The 20826-nt window shown below is 68.0% G+C and carries 17 protein-coding genes; 9 read left to right on the plus strand and 8 right to left on the minus strand.

Annotation, left to right across the window (positions count from 1 at the left end; translation table 11 throughout):
• Positions 1 to 106 precede the first annotated feature (106 nt).
• Positions 107 to 1309 carry a YeeE/YedE family protein gene (locus VGD93_RS08795; protein WP_395011196.1) on the minus strand — a complete coding sequence of 401 codons (1203 nt, stop codon included), beginning with the start codon at positions 1307 to 1309 and terminating at the stop codon, positions 107 to 109.
• A gap of 117 nt (positions 1310 to 1426) precedes the next feature.
• Complete coding sequence (locus tag VGD93_RS08800) at positions 1427 to 2344, minus strand: sulfurtransferase (protein ID WP_395011198.1); 918 nt, start codon at positions 2342 to 2344, stop codon at positions 1427 to 1429.
• Positions 2345 to 2823: 479 nt separating this feature from the next.
• On the opposite strand from VGD93_RS08800, the gene VGD93_RS08805 reads away from it, so the two are divergent.
• From VGD93_RS08805 to VGD93_RS08815, 3 genes are all read left to right on the plus strand, one after another.
• Positions 2824 to 4185: an ABC transporter substrate-binding protein gene (locus VGD93_RS08805; protein ID WP_395011200.1), complete on the plus strand. Its 1362-nt coding sequence runs from the start codon at positions 2824 to 2826 to the stop codon at positions 4183 to 4185.
• An 82-nt stretch (positions 4186 to 4267) separates the two neighbouring features.
• Positions 4268 to 5290, plus strand: a complete 1023-nt coding sequence (locus VGD93_RS08810) for a carbohydrate ABC transporter permease (protein ID WP_395011202.1) — start codon at positions 4268 to 4270, stop codon at positions 5288 to 5290.
• The gene (locus VGD93_RS08815; protein ID WP_395011204.1) at positions 5290 to 6495 is read left to right on the plus strand and encodes a carbohydrate ABC transporter permease; all 1206 of its coding nucleotides are present in this window, start codon (positions 5290 to 5292) and stop codon (positions 6493 to 6495) included. Before VGD93_RS08810 ends, VGD93_RS08815 begins: the two co-directional genes overlap by 1 nt.
• Here the strand turns inward: VGD93_RS08815 and VGD93_RS08820 are convergent.
• Entirely contained in the window at positions 6456 to 6797 is a 342-nt protein-coding gene (locus VGD93_RS08820) for a hypothetical protein (protein ID WP_395011206.1), read from the minus strand. The two genes, VGD93_RS08815 and VGD93_RS08820, sit on opposite strands and share 40 nt — an antisense overlap.
• Positions 6798 to 6834: 37 nt before the next feature.
• Between VGD93_RS08820 and VGD93_RS08825 the strand changes: the two genes are divergently transcribed.
• From VGD93_RS08825 to VGD93_RS08835, 3 genes are all read left to right on the plus strand, one after another.
• Positions 6835 to 7860, plus strand: coding sequence for an ABC transporter substrate-binding protein (locus VGD93_RS08825; protein ID WP_395011207.1), 1026 nt, complete (start codon positions 6835 to 6837; stop codon positions 7858 to 7860).
• 100 nt (positions 7861 to 7960) lie between these two features.
• Positions 7961 to 8830 (plus strand): ABC transporter permease, encoded by an 870-nt coding sequence (locus VGD93_RS08830; RefSeq protein ID WP_395011210.1) that lies wholly within the window; start codon positions 7961 to 7963, stop codon positions 8828 to 8830.
• Positions 8831 to 9979 (plus strand): quaternary amine ABC transporter ATP-binding protein, encoded by a 1149-nt coding sequence (locus tag VGD93_RS08835; protein ID WP_395011212.1) that lies wholly within the window; start codon positions 8831 to 8833, stop codon positions 9977 to 9979.
• A gap of 64 nt (positions 9980 to 10043) precedes the next feature.
• On the opposite strand, the gene nirK is transcribed toward VGD93_RS08835, so the two are convergent.
• Positions 10044 to 11516 carry a copper-containing nitrite reductase gene (gene nirK, locus VGD93_RS08840; protein ID WP_395011213.1) on the minus strand — a complete coding sequence of 491 codons (1473 nt, stop codon included), beginning with the start codon at positions 11514 to 11516 and terminating at the stop codon, positions 10044 to 10046.
• A gap of 399 nt (positions 11517 to 11915) precedes the next feature.
• Here nirK and VGD93_RS08845 point away from each other — a divergent pair, with 399 nt between their 5' ends.
• Positions 11916 to 12347, plus strand: coding sequence for a c-type cytochrome (locus tag VGD93_RS08845; protein ID WP_395011215.1), 432 nt, complete (start codon positions 11916 to 11918; stop codon positions 12345 to 12347).
• Positions 12348 to 12359: 12 nt separating this feature from the next.
• Here VGD93_RS08845 and VGD93_RS08850 read toward each other — a convergent pair whose 3' ends face one another.
• On the minus strand, positions 12360 to 13442 hold the full coding sequence (locus VGD93_RS08850) for a LacI family DNA-binding transcriptional regulator (protein WP_395011216.1): 1083 nt from the start codon (positions 13440 to 13442) through the stop codon (positions 12360 to 12362).
• Between the two features lie 197 nt (positions 13443 to 13639).
• Here VGD93_RS08850 and VGD93_RS08855 point away from each other — a divergent pair, with 197 nt between their 5' ends.
• The gene (locus tag VGD93_RS08855; RefSeq protein ID WP_395011218.1) at positions 13640 to 15310 is read left to right on the plus strand and encodes an alpha-glucosidase family protein; all 1671 of its coding nucleotides are present in this window, start codon (positions 13640 to 13642) and stop codon (positions 15308 to 15310) included.
• Positions 15311 to 15400: 90 nt separating this feature from the next.
• On the plus strand, positions 15401 to 16393 hold the full coding sequence (locus VGD93_RS08860) for an ABC transporter ATP-binding protein (RefSeq protein ID WP_395011226.1): 993 nt from the start codon (positions 15401 to 15403) through the stop codon (positions 16391 to 16393).
• Between the two features lie 51 nt (positions 16394 to 16444).
• Here the strand turns inward: VGD93_RS08860 and VGD93_RS08865 are convergent, their stop codons facing one another.
• The 3 genes from VGD93_RS08865 to VGD93_RS08875 form a co-directional block, all read right to left on the minus strand.
• Positions 16445 to 18037 (minus strand): ABC transporter permease, encoded by a 1593-nt coding sequence (locus tag VGD93_RS08865; protein WP_395011220.1) that lies wholly within the window; start codon positions 18035 to 18037, stop codon positions 16445 to 16447.
• Positions 18038 to 18105: 68 nt separating this feature from the next.
• Positions 18106 to 19149: an extracellular solute-binding protein gene (locus VGD93_RS08870; RefSeq protein ID WP_395011222.1), complete on the minus strand. Its 1044-nt coding sequence runs from the start codon at positions 19147 to 19149 to the stop codon at positions 18106 to 18108.
• Positions 19150 to 19372: 223 nt separating this feature from the next.
• Positions 19373 to 20826 (minus strand): sensor histidine kinase (locus tag VGD93_RS08875; RefSeq protein WP_395011224.1); only part of this gene is annotated, 1454 nt, incomplete at its 5' end.

Raw genomic sequence — 20826 nt, forward strand, 5'->3', positions numbered from 1 at the left:
GGCGCCGGCGCGGGAGTGGCCCGGTGCGCATAGTGGTCGGCGGCGACGGCGCCGGTGGCGACGACGAAGGCGGCTCCGAAAAGCAGGGTGTTCTTGCCGGCCATGGCTAGTTCCCCAGTCCGAACAGCGGCCGCGCCCTGATGCCGAGCAGGCTGCCGGCGAAGGCGGCGGCGAACCACAGCCAGCCATGCACGCTGCCCGAGGCGATGCCGCTGAACAGCGCCCCGATATTGCACCCGAAGCTGAGGCGTGCCCCGTACCCCATCAGGACGCCGCCGATGGCGGCGGCGAGCAGCGACAGCAACGGCACCGCCACCCTGGGGGCGAACTTGCCGGCGAGGCAGGCGGCCAGCGCGGCCCCGAGAATGATGCCGAAATCCATGACCGAGGTGACGTCGGCGAGCACGGTGTCGTTGAGCGCCCGGGCCTGCGCCGGCCAGGTCCAGAATTCCCAGCCGGCGACGGGCACCCCCACCGCCTGCGCCAGCTTGGCCCCCCACAGCCCGAAACCGTAGGTGATCGACCACGGATGGCCGGCGACCAGCAGAGTCGCGACGTTGAGCGCGGCCAGTACGAGCCCCGCCCCGACCAGCGGCCAGGGGCCGAGCAGCAGGCGGTCGAAACCGCGGCGGGACGGCGCCTTCACCTGCTCGAGCGTGCCCCAGCGGCGCCGCTCGACGACGACGGTGACGATGGCCACGGCCAGCAGCCCGACGAGGGTGACGAGCAGCCCGAGCGGCACGCCGAGCGCGGTCCCGAGGCTGATCGGCGGCAGCGACGGCTGCGCCAGCCACCACGGCAGGTGCGCGGTGCCGATGACCGCGCCGACGATGAAGAAGGCGAGCGTCACCAGCATGCGCGAGCTGCCGCCGCCGACAGTGAACAGCGTGCCCGAGCCGCACCCGCCGCCCAGTTGCATGCCGAGCCCGAACAGCGCGGCCCCGACGAGGACGGAGACGCCGACCGGCGCCGTGGCGCCGACCAGCGGCTGGCCGCCGACATTGCCCAGGGCGAGCAGCGGGAAGAAGGCGATGGCGGTGACGCCGATCATCAGCAGTTGCGCGCGCATGCCGCGGCCGCGCCGCTCGACCACCATGCGGCGCCAGCCGCCGGTGAAGCCGAAGGAGCCGTGGTAGAGGGCGGCGCCCATCAGCCCGCCGATCAAAAAGAGCAGTGCCTGCGGCGCATCGACGAGCCGGCCGATGGCGAGCGCGCCGAACACGATGGCGGCGCCGACGACCAGCGCCGGGGCGCGGTCGATGCCGGCAAAGGGGGAAAGGGATTTGGCGGGGGCGGTGATGTCGGTCATCCAAGGGTCCGTTCAAACAGGCGGCGGGACGGCACGTTCAGCTGTGCCCTCGACAAGGACGGATGTCCAGAACCGGGGTCCTGGACATCCGCTTCGCCACAGGGAGGAGACGAAGGTTTACTGCACCTGTACCGGACGGGACGGGTCCGCCGTCCACTCGGCCATCGAGCCGTCATACATGGTGACGTTGTGGTTGCCGCCGACCTCGGACAGGCCGAACCAGATGATCGAGGCCCAGTGGCCGGTGTTGCAGAAGGCGATGGCCGGCTTGCCCTCGCCCAGGCCGACGTCGAGGGCGAGCGCGGCGACCCTGGTGCGATCGGCGAACTTGGCGGCCTCGGCGTCGTAGAGCTTGCCGTTCTCGAGGTTGACGGCGCCGGGCAACGTGCCGGCGGCGGCGACGACGGGGCTCTTGGACTGGCCGTGGAACTGCGCCGCCGGGCGTCCGTCGATCAGCGGCGTGCCGTCAGCCAGCGCCTTCTGTACGTCCTCGGTGGTGGCCAGCAGCTCGCTGCGGAAGGTGGCGTTGAACGTGGTCGGCTGCGGCAGCGTCACCTCGGCGGTCACCGGCCCGCCGGCGGCCTCCCAGGCGCGGGCGCCGCCGTCGAGGATCGACACGGCGTCGTGGCCGAGCACCTTGAAGGTCCAGTAGATGCGGGTGGCGGCGCCGAACTCGCTCGAATCGGTGCCGTTGGGGACGATGACGACGTGCTCGTCGTTGTCAACGCCGAGGCTGCCGATCAGCGCGGCCGCCTTCTCGACGCCGGGGAACTGGCCGGGGACGCCCTGGAGCTCCTCGCGCCAGCCCGAGGTCGAATACGGGGCCTTGATGGCGCCGGGGATGTGGGCGGTGTCGTAGGCGAACGCCTTTTCGACCGCGTCGCGCACGTCGAGGATGACGAGGCTCTCATTGCCGAGATGCGCCTCGAGCCAGGCGCTGTCGACCAGCGGCTGATCGGTGAGGCGCTCGGCGAGGGCGGGAGAGGCGAGGGCGAGAACGGCGGCGGCCGCGGCGGCAAGACCAGTGAAGCGCATAGGAAAACTCCGTGCATCGAAACTGTGCCAGAGGGTAGGGCCACAGGCCGGCAGTGTCTGCGGATGGGATGGCGTATTGCGGGCGCCTGCCGGATTTTGCTTCTGCGCCGGGCGACGAGCGTGGAACGGCGTTTCTTTCGCCCCGCAATGCCGGCGCCCCGCGCCGCCCGCGGGGGGCGGCGAACCGGTGCCCCAGCCCGTCCGGCGGGTGCAAAACCCGGCTTGGCAAAGCCGGCCGGGTGTGAGAGTTTACCCGCACCGCTAACTGCGCTGCGAGGCTCATTAATCGGCTTCCAAAACGTTTTGGAACCAAAACGTTTTGGGCGTGCGGGGAGGCGGGGGCGCGGGCCGAGGCTCGCGTCCTGCAGGGCAAAAGCGTCTCCAGGTCGCAACGGCCGCGGGACGCCGCGATGCAACAAGATAACAGGCCGGCGCCGAGCGTTCGGGGCCGGTGACCGAATGTGCGATGGGAGGACTACATGCACAAATACCTACTGGCGGGGGTGTCCGCCTTTGCGATCGCCCTCACCTCCAGCGCCTACGCCCAGGAACTGATGTTCCCCAAGGGCGAGGGTGCCTTCAGCTGGGATTCGCTGCAGGCCTTCGCAGATGCCCACAAGGACCTGTCGGGCCAGAAGCTCACCATCTGGGGCCCGTGGCGCGAAGGCGGCGACCAGGAGATGTTCGAGAGCGTTATCGCCTATTTCGAGGATGCCACCGGCGTTGACGTCGAGTATGGCAGCTCGGAGAACTACGAGCAGCAGGCGCAGATCGACGCCGCCGCGGGCAGCCCCGCCAACATCACCATCCTGCCGCAGCCGGGCCTGCTTGCCGACATGGCCTCCAAGGGCTACCTGGTGCCGCTCGGCGACGCGACCAAGCAGTTCGTGCTCGATAACCACGCCGCCGGCGAGAGCTTCGTTAGCCTTGGCACCTACAAGGATGCCCAGGGCAATCCGCAGTTCTACGCCGTGCCCTACAAGTCCGACCTCAAGTCGCTGGTCTGGTACTCGCCCGACAATTTCGCCGATGCCGGCTACGAGGTGCCGCAGACCTTCGAGGACCTGCAGGCGCTGACCGAAAAGATGGTCGCCGACGGCAATACGCCGTGGTGCATCGGGCTCGGCTCGGGCGGGGCCACCGGCTGGCCGGCCACCGACTGGGTCGAGGACATCATGCTGCGCCTGCACGCCCCAGAGGATTACGACGCCTGGGTCAGCAACGACCTCAAGTTCAACGATCCCAAGGTCGTCGAGGCGCTCGACCTGTTCGGCTGGTTCGCCAAGGACGACAAGAAGGTCGCCGGCGGCGTCGCCGCGGTGGGCACCACCGATTTCCGCGAGAGCCCGCTCGGCCTGTTCACCGTGCCGCCGCAGTGCTTCATGCACCACCAGGCCTCGTTCATCCCGACTTTCTTCGGCGAAGGCGTGGAACTGGGCACCGACGCCGACTTCTTCTACTTCCCGGCCTTCGCCGGCAAGGATCTCGGCCGGCCGGTGCTGGGTGCGGGCACGCTTGCGACCATAACCAAGGACTCGCCCGCGGCGCGCGCCTTCATCGACTTCCTCGGCACCCCGATCTCCAACGAGATCTGGATGGCGCAGTCGGGCTTCCTGTCCACCCTGAAATCGGCCAATGTCGAGACCTACTCGAACGAGACGCTCAAGGGTGAGGGCCAGATCCTGCTCGAGGCGACGACCTTCCGCTTCGACGGCTCGGACCTGATGCCCGGCGCGGTCGGCGCCGGCAGCATGTGGACCGGCATGGTCGACTTCGTCGGCGGCAAGTCGGCCCAGGAAGTGGCCGACGCGATCCAGGCAAGCTGGGACGCCATCAAATAGTCTGACATAGTCGAGCAACGGACCCGGCGCCGCGCGCGCCGGGTCCGCACAACTCGAACGGGCTCGCGGGAGGGGTGGTCCGATGGGAGACGTTGTCCAGCAGGTCCTCAGCGCCGGGTTCGCCATCGCTGTCGCCGTCGCCGCCGCGGGCGCCTATTTCTGGGGCACCAACTGGCTGCTCGACAAGGTCCTCGCCTCCAGCCCGCGCATGACGAGCGGCGAGATGAGCCGGCGCGACGGGCTGCGCAGCGCCATCCGGCCGTGGCTGTTCCTGTTCCCCTCGCTGCTGTTCCTGTCGGTCTACCTCGTCTACCCGGTGCTGGAGACCTTCCGGCTGTCGCTGTTCGACAAGACCGGCCGCAGCTTCATCGGCTTTTCCAACTATCTGTGGGCCTTCGGCGACAGCAATTTCCAGCAGTCGGTGCTCAACAACGTCCTGTGGCTGCTGATCGTGCCGGCGCTGTCCACGGGCTTCGGCCTGGTCATCGCCGTGCTCGCCGACCGGTTGTGGTGGGGCAACATCGCCAAGTCGCTGGTCTTCATGCCCATGGCCATCTCCTTCGTCGGCGCCTCGGTGATCTGGCGCTTCGTCTATGACTACCGCGGCGAGGGCCAGGAGCAGATCGGCGTCCTCAACGCCCTCGTCACCTGGTTCGGCCTGCCGCCAGAGGCGTGGATCACCATCCCGTTCTGGAACTCCGTCTTCCTCATGGTCATCCTCATCTGGATCCAGACCGGCTTCGCCATGGTCATCCTTTCCGCCGCGCTGCGCGGCATTCCCGAGGAGACGCTGGAAGCGGCGCGCATCGACGGCGCCAACGGCTTCCAGATCTTCTTCACCATCATGATCCCGCAGATCTTCGGAACCATCGTCGTGGTGTGGACGACCATCACCATCACCGTGCTCAAGGTGTTCGACATCATCTTCACCATGACCAACGGGCAGTGGAACACCGAGGTGCTGGCCAACCTCATGTTCAAGTGGATGTTCGTGAACTTCGACTACGGCCGCGGCTCGGCCATCGCCGTGATCCTGATGCTGGCGGTGACCCCGATCATGATCTGGAACATCCGCCGAGCCAACGCCGAAGAGGGGACGCGCTGATGGCCGCCGCCGATACCGCCGCCGCCCGCGACCTGCCGCGCCCCACCACCGGCACGCCGCGCTGGCTGGCCCGCGTCAGCGTCGGCCGCCTCTTCACCCACGCGGCGCTGCTGCTGCTCGTGCTGCTGTGGACCTTCCCGACCGCGGGGCTGCTGATCTCCTCGCTGCGCGACAAGGACCAGCTCGCCGTCTCCGGCTGGTGGACGGCGCTCTCGACGTCGCTCACCCAGGGGGTGAGCCGCATCGGCACCGCCGCCGACCAGGTCGAGGAGGCCGGCCGCTTCGTCATCCGTGGCAACATCTTCGGCACCGACACCAACAAGCAGGTCGACAGTTTCGGACTGTCCAATGCCGCTCCGGCGGCGGCTGCCGCCGGTCAGACCCTGCCCATGGCGGCGGGCGGCGAGATCACCGTGCAGCGCGACGGCAGCTTCGAATGGGTGTCGGACACCGCCTTCACCCACAGCCGCGGCCCGCGCGTGTTCTATGTGGCCTCGATCGCGCCGCGCTTCACCCTCGACAACTACATCGAGGTGCTGACCGCCTCCAATGTCGGGCGCTCCTTCATCAACTCGTTTACCGTCACGATCCCGGCCACCGTCATCCCCATCCTGATGGCGGCCTTCGCCGCCTATGCGCTGGCGTGGATGCGCTTTCCCTATCGCGGCGCCATCGTGGCGCTGGTGGTGGGCCTGCTGGTGGTACCGCTGCAGATGTCGCTGATTCCGCTGCTCAGCCTGTACAACAACATCGCCCAGGCCTTCGGCGCCGCCGACGGCAAGGCGTATCTGGGCATCTGGCTGGCGCACACCGCCTTCGGCCTGCCGCTCGCCATCTACCTGTTGCGCAACTACATGGCCGGCATCCCCAAGGAAATCATGGAGTCGGCCCGCATGGACGGGGCGTCGCACTTCAAGATCTTCACCTCGATGATCCTGCCGCTGAGCTTTCCGGCGCTCGCCGCCTTCGCCATCTTCCAGTTCCTATGGGTGTGGAACGATCTGCTGGTGGCCATGGTGTTCCTCGGGGCACAGGATTCCAAGCTGGTGCTGACCGGCAAGCTGGTGAGCCTGCTCGGCTCGCGCGGCAACAACTGGGAGATCCTGACGGCGGGTGCCTTCGTCACCATCGTCGTGCCGCTGATCGTGTTCTTCTCGCTGCAGCGCTATTTCGTGCGCGGCATGATGGCGGGCAGCGTCAAGTAGGCCGGCCCGGGCGCGGCCCGCCCGCGCCGCCCGCATCGGCGGAAACTCCCTGAAATCCGCGGCCCTGCCGGGGCAGCGGCGGCGCGCCATCGCCGCCGGTTTGTGGCCGGATCGTGGCTGGAAGAATTTTTTTCAGCATTTTTTTGCTTGCCGCTCAACATGTCGCAGCAACGCGTGGCATGTTTTCGTGCAGAGATAGTCTTGCTGCGAAATATTTGAAAGTCGATCGCCAAAGTCTCCAGCAGCTGTATTACTTGTTGCTGGAAAGTATTAGCAAATTTGACATACAGAAACTGAATCAATATCGTCTCGGCCTCACATCGACTAGGAGAAGACCTCATGATATTGAAATCCGGTGGCGTTGCCGCCGCGATGGCCGTCGCGCTATTGTCGCTGACCGCCCCTGCCGCCTTCGCCCAGGAGAACGAGGCCGCGTCCTGCGGCACCGACCGTACCATCGACATCGCCGAAATGACCTGGCCGTCGGCGGCGGCGCTGGCGCATATCCACGCCACCATCCTCGGGGTCGGCTATGGCTGCGACGTGGCGATCGTCGCCGGCGACACCGTTCCGACCTCGACCTCCATGCTGACGCGCGGCACCCCGGCCGTCGCCCCCGAGTTGTGGACCAGCTCGATCGAGGAGCAGTGGAACAAGGGCATCGAGGCAGGCGAGGTGGTCGATCTCGGCGACGCCATCACCGACGGCACGGTCGAGGGCTGGTTCATCCCCCGTTACGTGCAGGAGGCGCATCCCGAACTGGTCACGGCCGAGGACGTCATCGCCCGCCCCGACCTGTTCGCCGACCCCGAGGAGCCCGGCAAGGGGCGGCTCTATTCGTGCCCGCCCGGCTGGGCCTGCGAGCTCTCGACCTCGGCGCTGTACGAGGCCTACGGCATGCAGGACAAGTGGATCCTGTTCTCGCCCGGCTCCGGCGGCGCGCTCGACGCCTCGATCTCGCGCGCCTTCCTGCGCGAGGAGCCGATCCTGTTCTACTACTGGGGGCCGACCGCCATCCTGGGCAAGTTCGACGCCGTCCAGCTCGACCTGGGGCCGGTCGACACCGAGGTCTATGCCTGCAATACCGACCCGGCCTGCGAGCCCGCCGGCAAGACGGCCTACCCGTCCTCGCCGGCCATCATCGGCGCCGCCGCCTGGCTCGCAACGGAAGCCCCTGCCGTCGCCGAGTATTTCTCCAAGGTCGGCCTGACCAACGCGCAGATCAGCGAGCTGCTGGTCTATGGCGACGAGAACATGGCCGACGCGACTGCCACCGCGGAGAACTTCCTCAAGACCAAGCAGGAGCTGTGGACCAGCTGGGTTCCCGATGCGGTCGCCGAGAAGGTCAAGGCCAGCCTAAGCTAGGCGTTTCCCTCGCTGCGCCCTAGCTCCGGCGGCCGGGTTCGCACCCGGCCGCTGCGTCGCGTGCCCGTGACGGCTCGGGCCACAACGACAGGACCAACCGATGTTCCCCGAATTCATCGATACAAGACCCCTGCGCCGCGCCGTTGACGAAGGCCTCAACTGGGTGGTGCGCAACTGGAGCGACGAGCTCGAGGCCGCCGCCTCGCCGCTGCTCGTGCTGCTCAAGGCGATCGAGAACCTGCTGGTGGCGATGCCCTGGTGGCTGATCATCGCCATCCTGGTCGGCATTGCCTGGCTCGCCACCCGCCGCTGGCAACTGCCGGTGGTCGTGCTCGCCTCGCTGCTTTTCCTGGGCGTGATGGACCTATGGACCGACGCCATGACCACCATGGCGCTGATGATCGCCGCGACGCTGACGGCCATCGTCGTCTCCATCCCGGTGGGCGTGTGGATGTCGCGCTCGCTGCGCGTGCGCCAGCTGGTGACGCCGGTGCTCGACCTGATGCAGACGCTGCCCAGCTTCGTCTACCTGATCCCGACGGTGATGATCTTCGGCCCGGGCAAGATCCCGGCGCTGATCGCCACCATCGTCTATGCCGCCCCGCCGCTGGTGCGGCTATCCGACCTCGGCCTCAGGACCGTCGATCCGTCGGTGATGGAGGCGAGCCGCGCCTTCGGCTCCGATCCGACGCAGCGCCTGTTCGGCGTGCAGATTCCGTTGGCCCTGCCCACCATCCTCGCCGGCATCAACCAGACCACGATGATGGCGCTGGCCATGGTGGTGATCGCCTCGATGATCGGGGCAGGCGGGCTCGGCTACCAGGTGCTGCAGGGCATCGGCCGGCTGGAGGTCAGCCGCGGCCTGTTCGCGGGGCTCGGCATCGTCGTCCTCGCCATCGTCTTCGACCGCATCACCCAATCCTTCGGCAAGCAGTTGCAGGCCCGTATCGGGCTGGCGGAGGGCCGCTAGATGACCGACGCGACACACAATTCCGACTCCGAATACGCCATCGCCATGCGCGGCGTCACCAAGATCTTCGGCGAGCGGCCGCACGCGGCGCTGGCGCTGCTGCACGCCGGGCATGCCAAGGCGGAAGTGCAGGCACAGACCGGCAACGTCGTCGGCCTCGACGACGTCTCGCTGGACATCGCCCGCGGGCAGATCTTCGTCGTCATGGGCCTGTCCGGCTCCGGCAAGTCGACGCTCATCCGCCACGTCAACCGGCTGATCGAGCCGACTTCGGGCGAGATCGTGGTCAACGGTACCGACGTGCTCAAGATGAGCCGGGACGAGCTGCGCCGCTTCCGGCGCACGCAGGTGACGATGGTGTTCCAGAAGTTCGGGCTGCTGCCGCACCGGTCGGTGCTCGACAACGTCGCCTACGGCCTCGAGGTGCGCGGCCTCGGCCGCAGGCAGCGCCTCGACGGGGCGGCCAAGTGGATCGAGACCGTCGGCCTCGCCGGCTACGAGAACTCGCGGCCGCGCCAGCTCTCGGGCGGCCAGCAGCAGCGCGTCGGGTTGGCGCGCGCCCTGGCCATGGACACCGACATCATCCTCATGGACGAGGCCTTCTCCGCCCTCGATCCGCTGATCCGCTCCGGCATGCAGGAGCAGCTGATCCAGCTGCAGCAGGAGCTGAACAAGACCATCCTCTTCATCACCCACGATTTCGACGAGGCGCTCAAGATCGGCGACCGCATCGCCGTGCTCAAGGACGGCGCCGTGCAGCAGGTGGGCCGGCCCGAGGAGATCGTGCTCAAGCCCGCCAACGATCACGTCGAGGAGTTCGTGCGCGACGTCAACAAGGCGCGGGCCATCAAGGTGCGCTCGATCATGGAACGCGGCGCCGGCGAGGGCTGCGCAGTTGCCGTGCCGATGGAGGCCCGCTGCGAGGACGTCCTGCCGCTGTTCGCCGAGCACCAGTGGGTGGGCGTCGCCGACGCCAGCGGGCAGCAGGTCGGCCGGATCACCGCCAAGCAGGTGATCAGGGCCCTGGCGCGGCACACGCCGGGGTCGGTCGCGCTGCCCGAGGCGCCGCCGCGCGAACCCGAACGGGCCCAGGAACGGCCCATCAGGTCCCCCGCGGAGTCCGGTTCGATCACTGCCGAGGCCGGATGAGCGCTGCTGCGGCACAGGCCGCGGCCGGAAGGCGCGGGGCGACCCCGCGCCTTCGACTCGGTTCCTACTGCGCGGGAACGTCAGCCGGGCCGGAATGCATGATCTCGTCATTTTCCGGCCCATCCACGAGCAGGTAGCCGGCAAGGCCGCGCTCGGCGCGCGACAGCGCGTGATCGACCAGCACGTAGTGACCGCCGCGATCGATCTTGAAATCGACGATGGTGGCGCTGCCGGGCGGGACGGACACCGTCTGCACGTTGGTCGCCGGCGGCGAGGTCACGCTGCCCAGCGTGTAGACATGGTCGAAGATCTCCCCGATCAGGTGGAACGAGGAGGTGTAGTTGGGGCCGCCGACGCCGAAGAAGATGCGGACCGTTTCGCCGGCATTGGCATAGAGCGGATGCGAGGTGGTCAGAGCCCCGACCGAGCCGTTGAAGACGAAATATTCCGGCCGCTCGGAGATCAGCTTGTCGTAGTCCATCTCCATTTCGCCCCGCGTCCCGAAGGCCTCGACGGTATAGAGTTCGCCCTGCATGACGTAGAATTCGCGGTCGACCTGCGGCAGCCCGCCCTCCGGCTCGACCAGGATCAGGCCGTACATGCCGCTGGTGATATGGTGGGCCACGCTCGGCGTCGCGCAGTGATACACGTAGATGCCCGGCTTCAGCGCCTGGAACGTCACCACCGCCTCTTCACCCGGCGCGATCTGCGTGAAGCCCGCGCCGCCGCCGGGGCCGGTAGCAGCGTGGAAATCGACGGAGTGCATCATGACGCTGTCCGCGGCATTCTTGAGGTGCACCTCGACGGTGTCGCCGACCCGCACCCGGATGAAGCTGCCGGGCACCTTGCGGTTGAAGGTCCAGTAGACATAGGTGGTGCCGTCGTCGAGGCGGCCGGTCAGTTCCACTGTCTCCAGGTCGACGCGCACGACCTGCGGCGGCCGCTGCCCGATTGGTCCGGGCAGGTCGGCGGGATCGCGGACGATATCGGCCCCGTCCGTATCCAGCGCGGCGCGCGGGCCGGGCACGACCTGGATCAGGCCTTCCATGCCGGCCTGGCGGTGTCCGGGGATGGAGCAGAAATAGGCAAACTCGCCCACCTTGGTCGCCTTGAAGGAGAAGGTGGTCGAGGCGTTCTTGCCGACGACGATGGCGGAGCGGGCCGCATACTGGTCGATCACCACGTCATGCTCGGCGCCCTCGCCGTTGATCAGGTTGATCTGCACCAGTTCGCCCTCCTGCACCAGCAGGGTGGGATTGATCTGGCCGTCGATGTCGCCGCCGATCCCGATATAGACCATGCGTCCGCCGGAGATGCCCGTCCTCAGGGTGAACGTGGTCGGGTTGGAGTAGGTGGAGGCCGCCGACTGTTGGACCGCTGTGGCGTCGGCAACCGGTTCCCCGGCCACCGGCGCGCCGGGGGACTGAGCCTGGGCGGTCTGGGCGGCGGCGGTGCCATGCTGGTGGGACTGGGCAAGGGCCGGCGCCGTGAACAGCACGACGAGGAGCGCGGCCAACAGGGCGACCCATCCCGCCATCCCGGATCCGCCATCGGTCGCATGGCTCCCGGGGGAGGCCCCGGATCTCGAGGAGACTTCCGCGTCGAACATTGTACGCTCCATTTCTCATTCCACCTGAAAATTGCCTAACCGCAACCGCAACGCCGGACGCCGGCCTTCGCCGCGCGGCCGACTGCAGCCGCGCCTCCGTATAGCGCATCGTTTCGCCGAGTGGGCGTCCGCATAAGTCGGCCCGATGCGGCATGGTTCCCTTCGGCGGCGACGCAGTGCCACGAGCCCGCGAAGGGCGTGCAGGCGGGCAGGCGCTGGTAACAATCGTTTGGCGCGGCGTCCTTGGTATTGGTAAGTTTCCGGGTATGAAATAGTGTCCGTTTGATACTGAGATGCTTGTATATGTGCAGTTGCAGGGAGGAAGAGATGGTAGGAAGTCTTGGGATTGTTGCCGTTGGCGTCGTCGCCGTGATCGCCTCGACTGCCGTCGCCCCCGCCCAGGAGATGAGCATCGGCCAGCGCGAATACGTCAACAGCTGCGCCAGCTGTCACGGCGTCTCGGGCAAGGGCGACGGGGCACTCGCCGGGTTCCTGACCCGGACCATCCCCGATCTCACGGTGCTGGCCAGGAACAATGGCGGCGTATTTCCGGTGAGCCGCATCTACGAGGTCATCGACGGGCGGGCCGAGGTCGCGGCCCACGGCATGCGCGACATGCCGGTATGGGGTGACGAATACGATGCGCAGGCCCGGGCCGGCCGCCTCGGCGAGTTCGCCACCGGGCCGGACATGGACGGCTTCGTGCGCGGCCGCATCCTCGCGCTCATCGAATATGTGTCGACGCTGCAGGCGGAATAGGCGGGCCGGCGGCTAGCCGCGCCGATTGGCGGGCAGGGGTTCGGCCAGCACGGCAGCGTCGAGCCCCGGCGCCAAGTGGAAATGCGAGGGGACGAGGTGGCCGTTGCCGGGCCCGCCGTGTTCGCACTGGCGGATCAGTTCGGCCATCAGCGCCGCCCCGGCGTCGCGCAGTGACGAGCGGATGAAGGTGAACTGGCCGGTGAAGGGGCCGAGGTCGAGATAATGCAGTTCGTCGTCCATGCTGGCGACGGCGAGCTTGCGGTCGCCGGCGTGCTGGAGCAGGGCGGCATGGCCCTCCACCGCCATGATGGTGGAGGAATAAAGGATCGCCGTCACTTTCGGATCGGCGAGGGCGAGGCTGGTCAGCTGGAAGCCGGCCTCGCCCATCGGGTGCAGCGAGTTGAGCAGCTTGAGATTGGCGGCGGCGAGGCCGGCGTCGCGCATGGCGTCGGCGGCGCCGCGCCGCCGGTACAGCGCATAGGTGAAGTGCTCGTCGCCGTTGACGAAGGCGATGTGGCGGTGGCCGTTGGCAAGCATCAGCCGGGTAAGGTTGTAGAAATTGCCGTAATTGTCGATGTCGACCCAGCCATAGGCGCCGGAGCGCGCCTCGCGGCCATGCACGACGAAGGGGCGCCCGGCATCGAGCAGGTAGGAGATGCGCGGATCGGCTTCGCGCGGCAGGTCGATGATGAAGCCGTCGACGCTGTTGTCGTTGACGTAGCGGTCGTAGACGGCGAGTTCGTGCTCGGGCGTGTCGGAGGTCAGCACCACGTCGTAGTTGCCCGCGCGGGCACCGCGCAGCACGCCGGCCATGACCTCGACGAAATGCGGGTCGACGAACTTGCGGTCGTTGTCGGCCTGCACCCAGGCGACGTTGTGCGTGCGCCGGGTGACGAGGCGCTGCGCGTTGCGGTTGGGTCGATAGCCCAGCTGCCGGGCAGCCTCGGCGACGCGCTTGCGCGTCTTCTCGCCGACGTCGGAATAGCCGTTGAGCGCGCGCGAGATCGTGGTGATCGACAGCCCCAGTTCAGCCGCCAGGTCCTTGATCGTGACGTTGCGCCCCGTCCCCGCTGGCGTCGCCCCAGGCGGCCTCATGTCTTTGTTCATAGGCTTTTGATATTTATGATCAATCAGACGTCCGCCGCCAGGCGCCCCGGTCCCCCACGAGTTGACGCAAGGCTGGCTCCGCAGCTAAGAATAGCCCACTAAAACGTTTTGGCAAATTCTGCCAAAGGCGCATCCCGCGCCGGGCGCGCTTCGCGCGCGCCAGACCGCCGAGGGAGTCTTACCGGATGGCCACGCCGCTGATGACGGAGCCCAAGCCCGTCGCCGAACCAGCTGTCGACAAGGACTGGTGGCGGGGGGCGGTGATCTACCAGATCTACCCGCGCTCCTTCCAGGATCACAACGGCGACGGCATCGGTGATCTCGTCGGCATCGCCGAGCGGCTGGACTACGTCGCCGACCTCGGGGTTGACGCCGTCTGGCTTTCCCCCTTCTTCACCTCGCCGATGAAGGATTTCGGCTACGACGTCTCCAACTACCGTGACGTCGACCCGATCTTCGGGACGCTCACCGATTTCGACCGGCTGCTGGAGAAGGCCCACGCGCTCGGCCTCAGGGTGATCATCGACCAGGTGATCTCGCATTCCTCGGACAAGCACCCGTGGTTCCAGGAAAGCCGGCTGAACCGGACCAATCCCAAGGCCGACTGGTACGTGTGGGCCGATCCGAGGCCGGACGGCACGCCGCCCAACAACTGGCTGTCGATCTTCGGCGGCTCGGCCTGGATGTGGGACGGGCGGCGCATGCAGTATTACCTGCACAATTTCCTCGCCAGCCAGCCGGACCTCAACTTCCACAACCGGGCCGTGCAGGACGCGCTGCTCGACGAGATGCGCTTCTGGCTCGAGCGCGGCGTCGACGGCTTCCGGCTCGATACGGTCAATTTCTATTTCCACTCGACCGGGCTGGAAAACAATCCGGTGGTCAGGCCCGAGGACTTCAACACGGCGACGGCCCCGGCGGTGAACCCCTACAATTTCCAGGAGCACCTGTACGACAAGAGCCGCCCGGAGAACCTGGCGTTCCTCGAGCGCCTCAGGGCCATGATCGACGAATACCCGGGCAAGACCACGGTGGGCGAGATCGGCGACAGCCAGCACCAGCTCGAGGTCATGGCGCAGTACACGTCGGGCACCGACCGGCTGCACATGGCCTACACCTTCGACTATCTGGGCGGCGTGTTCTCGGCCGAGCATTTCCGCCAGTCGATTGCCGCGACCGAGCGCGCGGCGCCGGACGGGTGGGTCTGCCTCGCCTTCTCCAATCACGACGTGGTGCGCCACGTCAGCCGCTGGGCCACGCGCGACCAGCAGGAGGCGTTCACGCGCCTCGCGGCGATGCTGCTGCTGTCGATGCGCGGCACCGCCTGCCTGTACCAGGGCGAGGAACTGGGCCTGACCGAAGCGGAGATCGCCTTCGAGGAACTGGCCGATCCCTACGGCATCGAGTTCTGGCCCGAGTTCAAGGGCCGCGACGGCTGCCGCACGCCGATGGTGTGGCAGTCGAGCGCCCATCTCGGCGCCTTCACCACGGCGCCGCGGGCGTGGCTGCCGGTGCCCGCCGACCATCTGGCCAAGGCCGTCGACATGCAGGAGGCCGAGCCCGGTTCGGTGCTCAATTTCTACCGGCAGTTCCTCGCCTTTCGCCGCCAGCACAAGGCGCTCGGCAAGGGGTCGATCGAACTGGTGGACACTCCGGCGGGCGTGCTCGGCTTCATTCGCAGGAGCGGGGAGGAGGCGCTGCTGTGCGTGTTCAACATGAGCGAAGACGAGGTGACCGTCCCGCTGCCCGCAGGGCTGTCGCCGCGCGACATCGCGGCGCCGGGGTCGGTTCCGGGCCCGGCCGGCGGTTCATTGAGCCTTCGGCCTTTCGGTGCCTATATTGGCCAACTGCCATGATCACGCGCGCAACGGCGGACGGTTTTTGGATGCCGGCAGTCATCCCCGTCGGCCACGACCAGGGAGGCCTTCTGTTTGTCTGATCTGAAAATCACCAATCTCTACAAGCGCTACGGCCCGGTGGAGATTCTCAAGGACATCAACCTCGAGATCAAGTCGGGCGAGTTCGTCGTCTTCGTCGGGCCGTCCGGCTGCGGCAAGTCGACCCTGCTGCGCTGCATCTCCGGGCTCGAGACGATCAGCGCCGGCACGCTCGAGATCGACGGCAGGGTGGTCAACGACGTCGCGCCGTCCAAGCGCGGCATCGCTATGGTGTTCCAGTCCTACGCGCTCTACCCGCATATGAACGTGTTCGACAACATGGCCTATTCGCTCAAGCTGCAGAACCTGCCCAAAGAGGAGATCAGGAAGAAGGTCGAGGCGGCGGCCGAGAAGCTGCAGCTGACTCCATACCTGCAGCGCCTGCCCAAGGCGCTCTCCGGCGGCCAGCGCCAGCGCGTCGCCATCGGCCGCGCCATCGTGCGCGACCCCAGGGTGTTCCTGTTCGACGAGCCGCTCTCCAACCTCGATGCGGCGCTGCGCGTGCAGATGCGCATGGAAATCGCCCAGCTCAAGGACCAGCTGCCCAACACCACCATGATCTACGTCACCCACGACCAGGTGGAGGCGATGACCATGGCCGACCGCATCGTCGTGCTCAAGGACGGCGTGGTGCAGCAGGTCGGCACGCCCATGGAGCTCTACGAGCACCCGCAGTCGCTGTTCGTCGCCGGCTTCATCGGTTCGCCCAAAATGAATTTCCTGTCCGGCAAATACGCCGAGAAGTTCAAGGCGCACACGGTGGGCGTACGCTCCGAGCATATCGACATCGCGCCCAAGGACGGGGTGTGGAGCGGCAAGGTCGTATATTCGGAGAACCTCGGCGCCGACAGCTACATCTATGTCGACATCGGCACGGAAGAGCCGATCGTCGTGCGCCAGGCGGGCAAGTCGACCTACCGCTCCGGCGACCAGCTGAGCTTCTCGCCGCGCGGCGAGTTGTACCACCGCTTCGACGCGAGCGGCCGGCCGCGGCTGCATTGATCCGGAACGGGGGCGGGCCAGCGGCCTGCCCCCGGCCTGCGCCTGCGCGGCTCAGGTGTTGCGCTTGCCGCTCCAGTGGGTGGCAAGGATCACCGGGATCAGCCCGACCAGCACGATGGCGAGGGCAGGCGGGGCCGCCTCGGCGAACTGGCTGGCATTGGCCCGCGCATAGACCACGGTGGCCAGCGTCTCGACCCCGAGCGGTCGCAGCAGCAGCGTCGCCGGCAGTTCCTTGACGATTTCGACAAAGACCAGCATGGCCGCCGACAGGATGGCCGGCGTGAGCGTCGGCAGGTCGACTCGCCAGAACAGCGCCAGGCCCCGCACGCCGAGCACGCGGCCGGCATCGAGCATGGTGTCGCCGCGCTTCTTCATCGCCGCATCGAGGGTGCCGTGGCTGACCGCGAGGAAACGGATGGCGTAGACGTAGAGCAGGGCCGCCATCGAGCCGGAGAGGATGAGCCCCGGGCGCCAGTCGATGAGCCACAGCGTCAGGCGGTTGAGCGCGAGGTCGGTGGCCCCGAGCGGCTGCAGCAGCCCGAGCGCCAGCACGGTGCCCGGAATGGCATAGCCAAGCGTCGCCAACCGGATGGCGCCGGGGGCGGCCGGGTGGGCGCGCGGCCCGCTCTGGCGGGCGGCGAACAGGCCGATGGCGACGGTGATGACGGCCCCGGCCAGCGCCAGGGTCAGCGTGGTGAGGCCGGCCTGGACGGTGAGGGAGGCCGCCTCCGGCTTGATGTTGCGCAGCGCCAGGTAGGCGAGCTGGCCGACCGGGATGCCGAAGCCGAGGGCGAGCAGCGTCGTGCAGAAGCCGATGGCCGCCACGGCCTGGCCACGCGTCAGCGGCTCGCGCGCCGGCGCGACGCGGCTGTCGCGATGCATGTGGTAGGCGCGCGCCCGCCGCGCCCGCTGCTCGGCGAGGATGAGCAGGGCGATGATGAGGACGACGGTGACGGCCAGTTGCGCGGCGCCGCCGAAATTGCCGCGGTTGATCCAGGTGGAGTAGATCACGGCGGTGAGGCTGTTGACGCCGAAATACTCGACCGCGCCGAGATCGTTGACGACCTCCATCATGGCCAGCGTCACGCCCACCACGATGGGCGGACGGCTGAGCGGCAGCGTCACCGCGAAGAAGGTGCGCAGGCCGCTGGCTCCGAGCGTCCGGGCGGCGTTGTTGATCGAGCCCGACTGCATCAGGAAGAAGCTGCGGCAGGCGACGTAGACATAGGGATAGAGCACCATCGACAGCACGATGGCGGCGCCGGTGTTGCTGCGGATGTCGGGGAACCAGTAGTCGCGCTGCGTCTGCGCGCCGGCAATGGCCCGCACCATCTGCTGCACCGGACCGGTGAAGCCCAGGAACTCCACCCAGCCATAGGCGGCGAGGTAGGTCGGCACGGCCAGCGGCAGGATCAGCGCCCATTCGAACAGGCGCCGGCCCGGGAACTCGAACAGCGTCACCAGCCACGCCGCCAGCAGCCCGACGCAGGCGGTGATCGCCCCGACCCAGAGCATGAGCAGGCTCGTCTCGCGCAGCGCCGTGGGCAGCATGGCGGCGTCGAGCCCGCTGCTGCCGGCGGCGACGGCGCCGATGGCGGCAGCGGCGAGCCAGGCGATCGGCAGGCCGACGACGCCGACCAGCACGAACGCAGCAACCGGCAGGGGACGTCCCCTGCCGGTTCGCGCCGCTGCCTTGAGGGGCAGGACGTTGGTCAGTGCTGCGGCCCTTCGTTGAACTTGAGCTCGTCGACCAGCGCTGCGGCCTCGTCGCGATACTGCGCGATCTCGGTGAGCGTCACCCGGGACGGGACCAGCTTGCCCCAGCTCAGCGTCAGTTCCGCCGGTGCCACCGAAGGCACGGCCGGATACTCGTAATTGGTGTCGGCGTAGATCTGCTGGGCCTCGTCGGAGAGCAGGAATTCGATGAGCTTGTTGGCGTTCTCCGGGTTGGGTGCATGCTTGGCGATGAAGGCCCCGGCGGCATTGACCTGGGTGCCGTCGCCGTCGGCCGTCGTCGGGTAGATGATGCGCGCCGAATTGGCCCACTCCTTCTGCTCCGGCTCGGCCTCGTTATTGAGCATCGCGCCCATGTAGTAGGTGTTGGTGATCGACAGGTCGCAGGTGCCGGCGAGGATGTTCTTGACCCCCTCGCGGTCGCCGCCGCCCGGCGGATAGGCGAGGTTGTCGCGCACGGCCGTCAGCCACTCGCGGGTCTTGTCGAGCCCCCACAGTGCGATGCGGCTGGCAATGAGCCCAATATTGTAGACGTGGTCCCCGGCGCGGGTGCAGATGCGCCCCTTCCATTCCGGCTTGGCGATGTCCTCGTAGGTGAGGGCGGTGGCGTCCACGCGGTCCTTGCTGACGTAGAACACGCGCGCGCGCAGCGACAGCGCCACCCAGGCCCCGTCGGCGTCGCGGAACTCGGCCGGAACCCGCTCGAGGGCGGGCGTGGTGATCGGCTGCGTCAGCCCCTGGTCCTTGGCGCCGACGAGGTTGCCGACGTCGACAGTGAGCACGACGTCGGCCGGCGACAGCTCGCCTTCGGCGGCGACGCGTTCCAGCAGTCCGTTGCCGGCGAACAGCACGTTGGCCTTGATGCCGGTCTCGGCGCTGAACCTGTCGAGCAGCGGCTGGATCAGGCCCGGCTCGCGGTAGCTGTAGATATTGACTTCGCCGCTCTGGGCGAGGGCCGGCGCCACGGGCGCGGCGAGGATGGCGCCGGCGAGGGCCGCCGCCAACGGGATGGACTTGAACATGCGTGTCTCCGATCTGCGGGGGGTCAAGGTCCCCGGACGCCGGACTAGTCGGGTATTATGACCGGCGCTGTCAACAAGCCGAAAAAATGCCAATTCCTGTTGGCCGATCAATAGTTTGGAACGGTTCAAAAGGGGCAAGCAAATGCCTCGCCAAAACAGGTGGTAAGCCGAAGCGCTCGCCGGCCTCAGGCTGCGTCATTTCGTCACATAGCTCGCGGCAAATTTATCGCGTGGCCACGAGTTCCGGCGGAATCACCAGCGAAAACAACGTGCCTACGGCGCCGGCCGGATCGACCGACAGCGAACAGGTGTTGACGGCGAGCAGCGAGCGGGTCAGCGCCAGCCCCACGCTCGAGCGCATCGGCACCAGCATCTCGCCGTCCTTGCCGACCCCGTCGCGGAACACCACGAAGCGCTCCGCCGGGTCCGCATTGCGGGCGCCGCTGTCGCGCACGTTGACGCTGATGCTGCCGTCGTCCTCCACCTGTGCGGAGAGCACGACGGTCCCGCCCGGCGGCGTCTGGTCGATGGCGCTGGCCAGCAGGTTGAGCACCGCTTGGCGCAGCGAGGCGCGGTCGGCCCGGATGCGCGGCAGCCGCTGCGAAATGGCGCTGCGCACCAGCACGCGGGCGGCGCCGGCCTGCTCGCGCACCCGCGCCGCGCAGGTTTCGAGCAGCCCGACGAGGTCGAGTTCGGACGGCTGTGCGGCGTAGCTGCCCTCCTTGAGCCGGGCGATGTCGTCGAGTTCGTCGACCAGCGCGGCGATCTCCTGGCCCGCTGTCCTGATGTCGCGCGCATATTCGAGGTAGCGCTGGTTCTCGATGGTGCCGAAGGCGGCCGAGCGGATCATGTCGGCAAAGCCGATGATGGTGTTGAGGGGCCGCCGCACGGCCCGGCTCACCCGCGTCAGGATCGAGGGCTCGACCGATGCGTCCGCGGCGGCCACCGGCGCCGCTCCGCGCCGCTGCAGGAAGCCGAAATAGCCGGTTACGATCCCGGCGCTGCCTTCGCTGAACAGCAGCAGGCGCGTGTGCGGGACGACGCTCGCCACTTCGAGGCTGGGACGGGCCGTTTCGGCAAACCTGGCCGGCTCCTCGAGGAACGCCCGCAGCGCCCGCGCCTCCTGCGGCGCGATCAGCGCCGCCAGCGGCTTGCCGACGATGTCGGGGATGGCGCCGCCGAGGATCGCGGCGAATTCGGGGGTGGCGCGCTCGACGATGCCGGCGCGGCTGGTGTCGACGAACCCTTCGCCGCGCCGCTGCGCCAGCGCCTGGGCAAAGGCCTTGACCGCGCCGTCGCGGCCTGCGGCGCCCTCACCGAGGCTGGCCGACAGCATCAGGGCGGGGCGGCCTTGCCAGGTGATGGACTGCAGTCGCGCCACCACCGGCAATGGCGCTCCGCCGCTGTGCACCAGGTGCGTCACCGGCCCGGCGGCGGCCGCCGCCTCGTCGGGGAAGACGGCTCCGAGCCCGGCGGCGCGCAGCGCGTCCACCGTCTCGTAGCCGATGAGATCGGTCAGCGCCCGGTTGGCGAACAGGATCTGCTGGTCGCGGAACACCATGATGCCGAGCGGCAGCCGGTTGAGGATGAAGGTTTCCGCCGCGACGTTGACGAGGGCGCGGTCCGGGGCCCCGCGCGTCGCCGCTGCGGCAGCGGCGCCGGCGGGCGGCGGCTCGG

The organism is Devosia sp. (genome assembly GCF_036406155.1).
Taxonomy (GTDB): Bacteria; Pseudomonadota; Alphaproteobacteria; order Rhizobiales; family Devosiaceae; genus Devosia_A.

Excerpts from the sequence above, each read along its gene's own strand:
- VGD93_RS08795 (WP_395011196.1), bottom strand. The coding sequence starts at position 1,309 with ATGACCGACATCACCGCCCCCGCCAAATCCCTTTCCCCCTTTGCCGGC.
- VGD93_RS08800 (WP_395011198.1), bottom strand. The coding sequence starts at position 2,344 with ATGCGCTTCACTGGTCTTGCCGCCGCGGCCGCCGCCGTTCTCGCCCTC.
- VGD93_RS08805 (WP_395011200.1), top strand. The coding sequence starts at position 2,824 with ATGCACAAATACCTACTGGCGGGGGTGTCCGCCTTTGCGATCGCCCTC.
- VGD93_RS08810 (WP_395011202.1), top strand. The coding sequence starts at position 4,268 with ATGGGAGACGTTGTCCAGCAGGTCCTCAGCGCCGGGTTCGCCATCGCT.
- VGD93_RS08815 (WP_395011204.1), top strand. The coding sequence starts at position 5,290 with ATGGCCGCCGCCGATACCGCCGCCGCCCGCGACCTGCCGCGCCCCACC.
- VGD93_RS08825 (WP_395011207.1), top strand. The coding sequence starts at position 6,835 with ATGATATTGAAATCCGGTGGCGTTGCCGCCGCGATGGCCGTCGCGCTA.
- VGD93_RS08830 (WP_395011210.1), top strand. The coding sequence starts at position 7,961 with ATGTTCCCCGAATTCATCGATACAAGACCCCTGCGCCGCGCCGTTGAC.
- VGD93_RS08835 (WP_395011212.1), top strand. The coding sequence starts at position 8,831 with ATGACCGACGCGACACACAATTCCGACTCCGAATACGCCATCGCCATG.
- nirK (WP_395011213.1), bottom strand. The coding sequence starts at position 11,516 with ATGGCGGGATGGGTCGCCCTGTTGGCCGCGCTCCTCGTCGTGCTGTTC.
- VGD93_RS08845 (WP_395011215.1), top strand. The coding sequence starts at position 11,916 with ATGGTAGGAAGTCTTGGGATTGTTGCCGTTGGCGTCGTCGCCGTGATC.
- VGD93_RS08850 (WP_395011216.1), bottom strand. The coding sequence starts at position 13,442 with ATGAGGCCGCCTGGGGCGACGCCAGCGGGGACGGGGCGCAACGTCACG.
- VGD93_RS08855 (WP_395011218.1), top strand. The coding sequence starts at position 13,640 with ATGGCCACGCCGCTGATGACGGAGCCCAAGCCCGTCGCCGAACCAGCT.
- VGD93_RS08870 (WP_395011222.1), bottom strand. The coding sequence starts at position 19,149 with ATGTTCAAGTCCATCCCGTTGGCGGCGGCCCTCGCCGGCGCCATCCTC.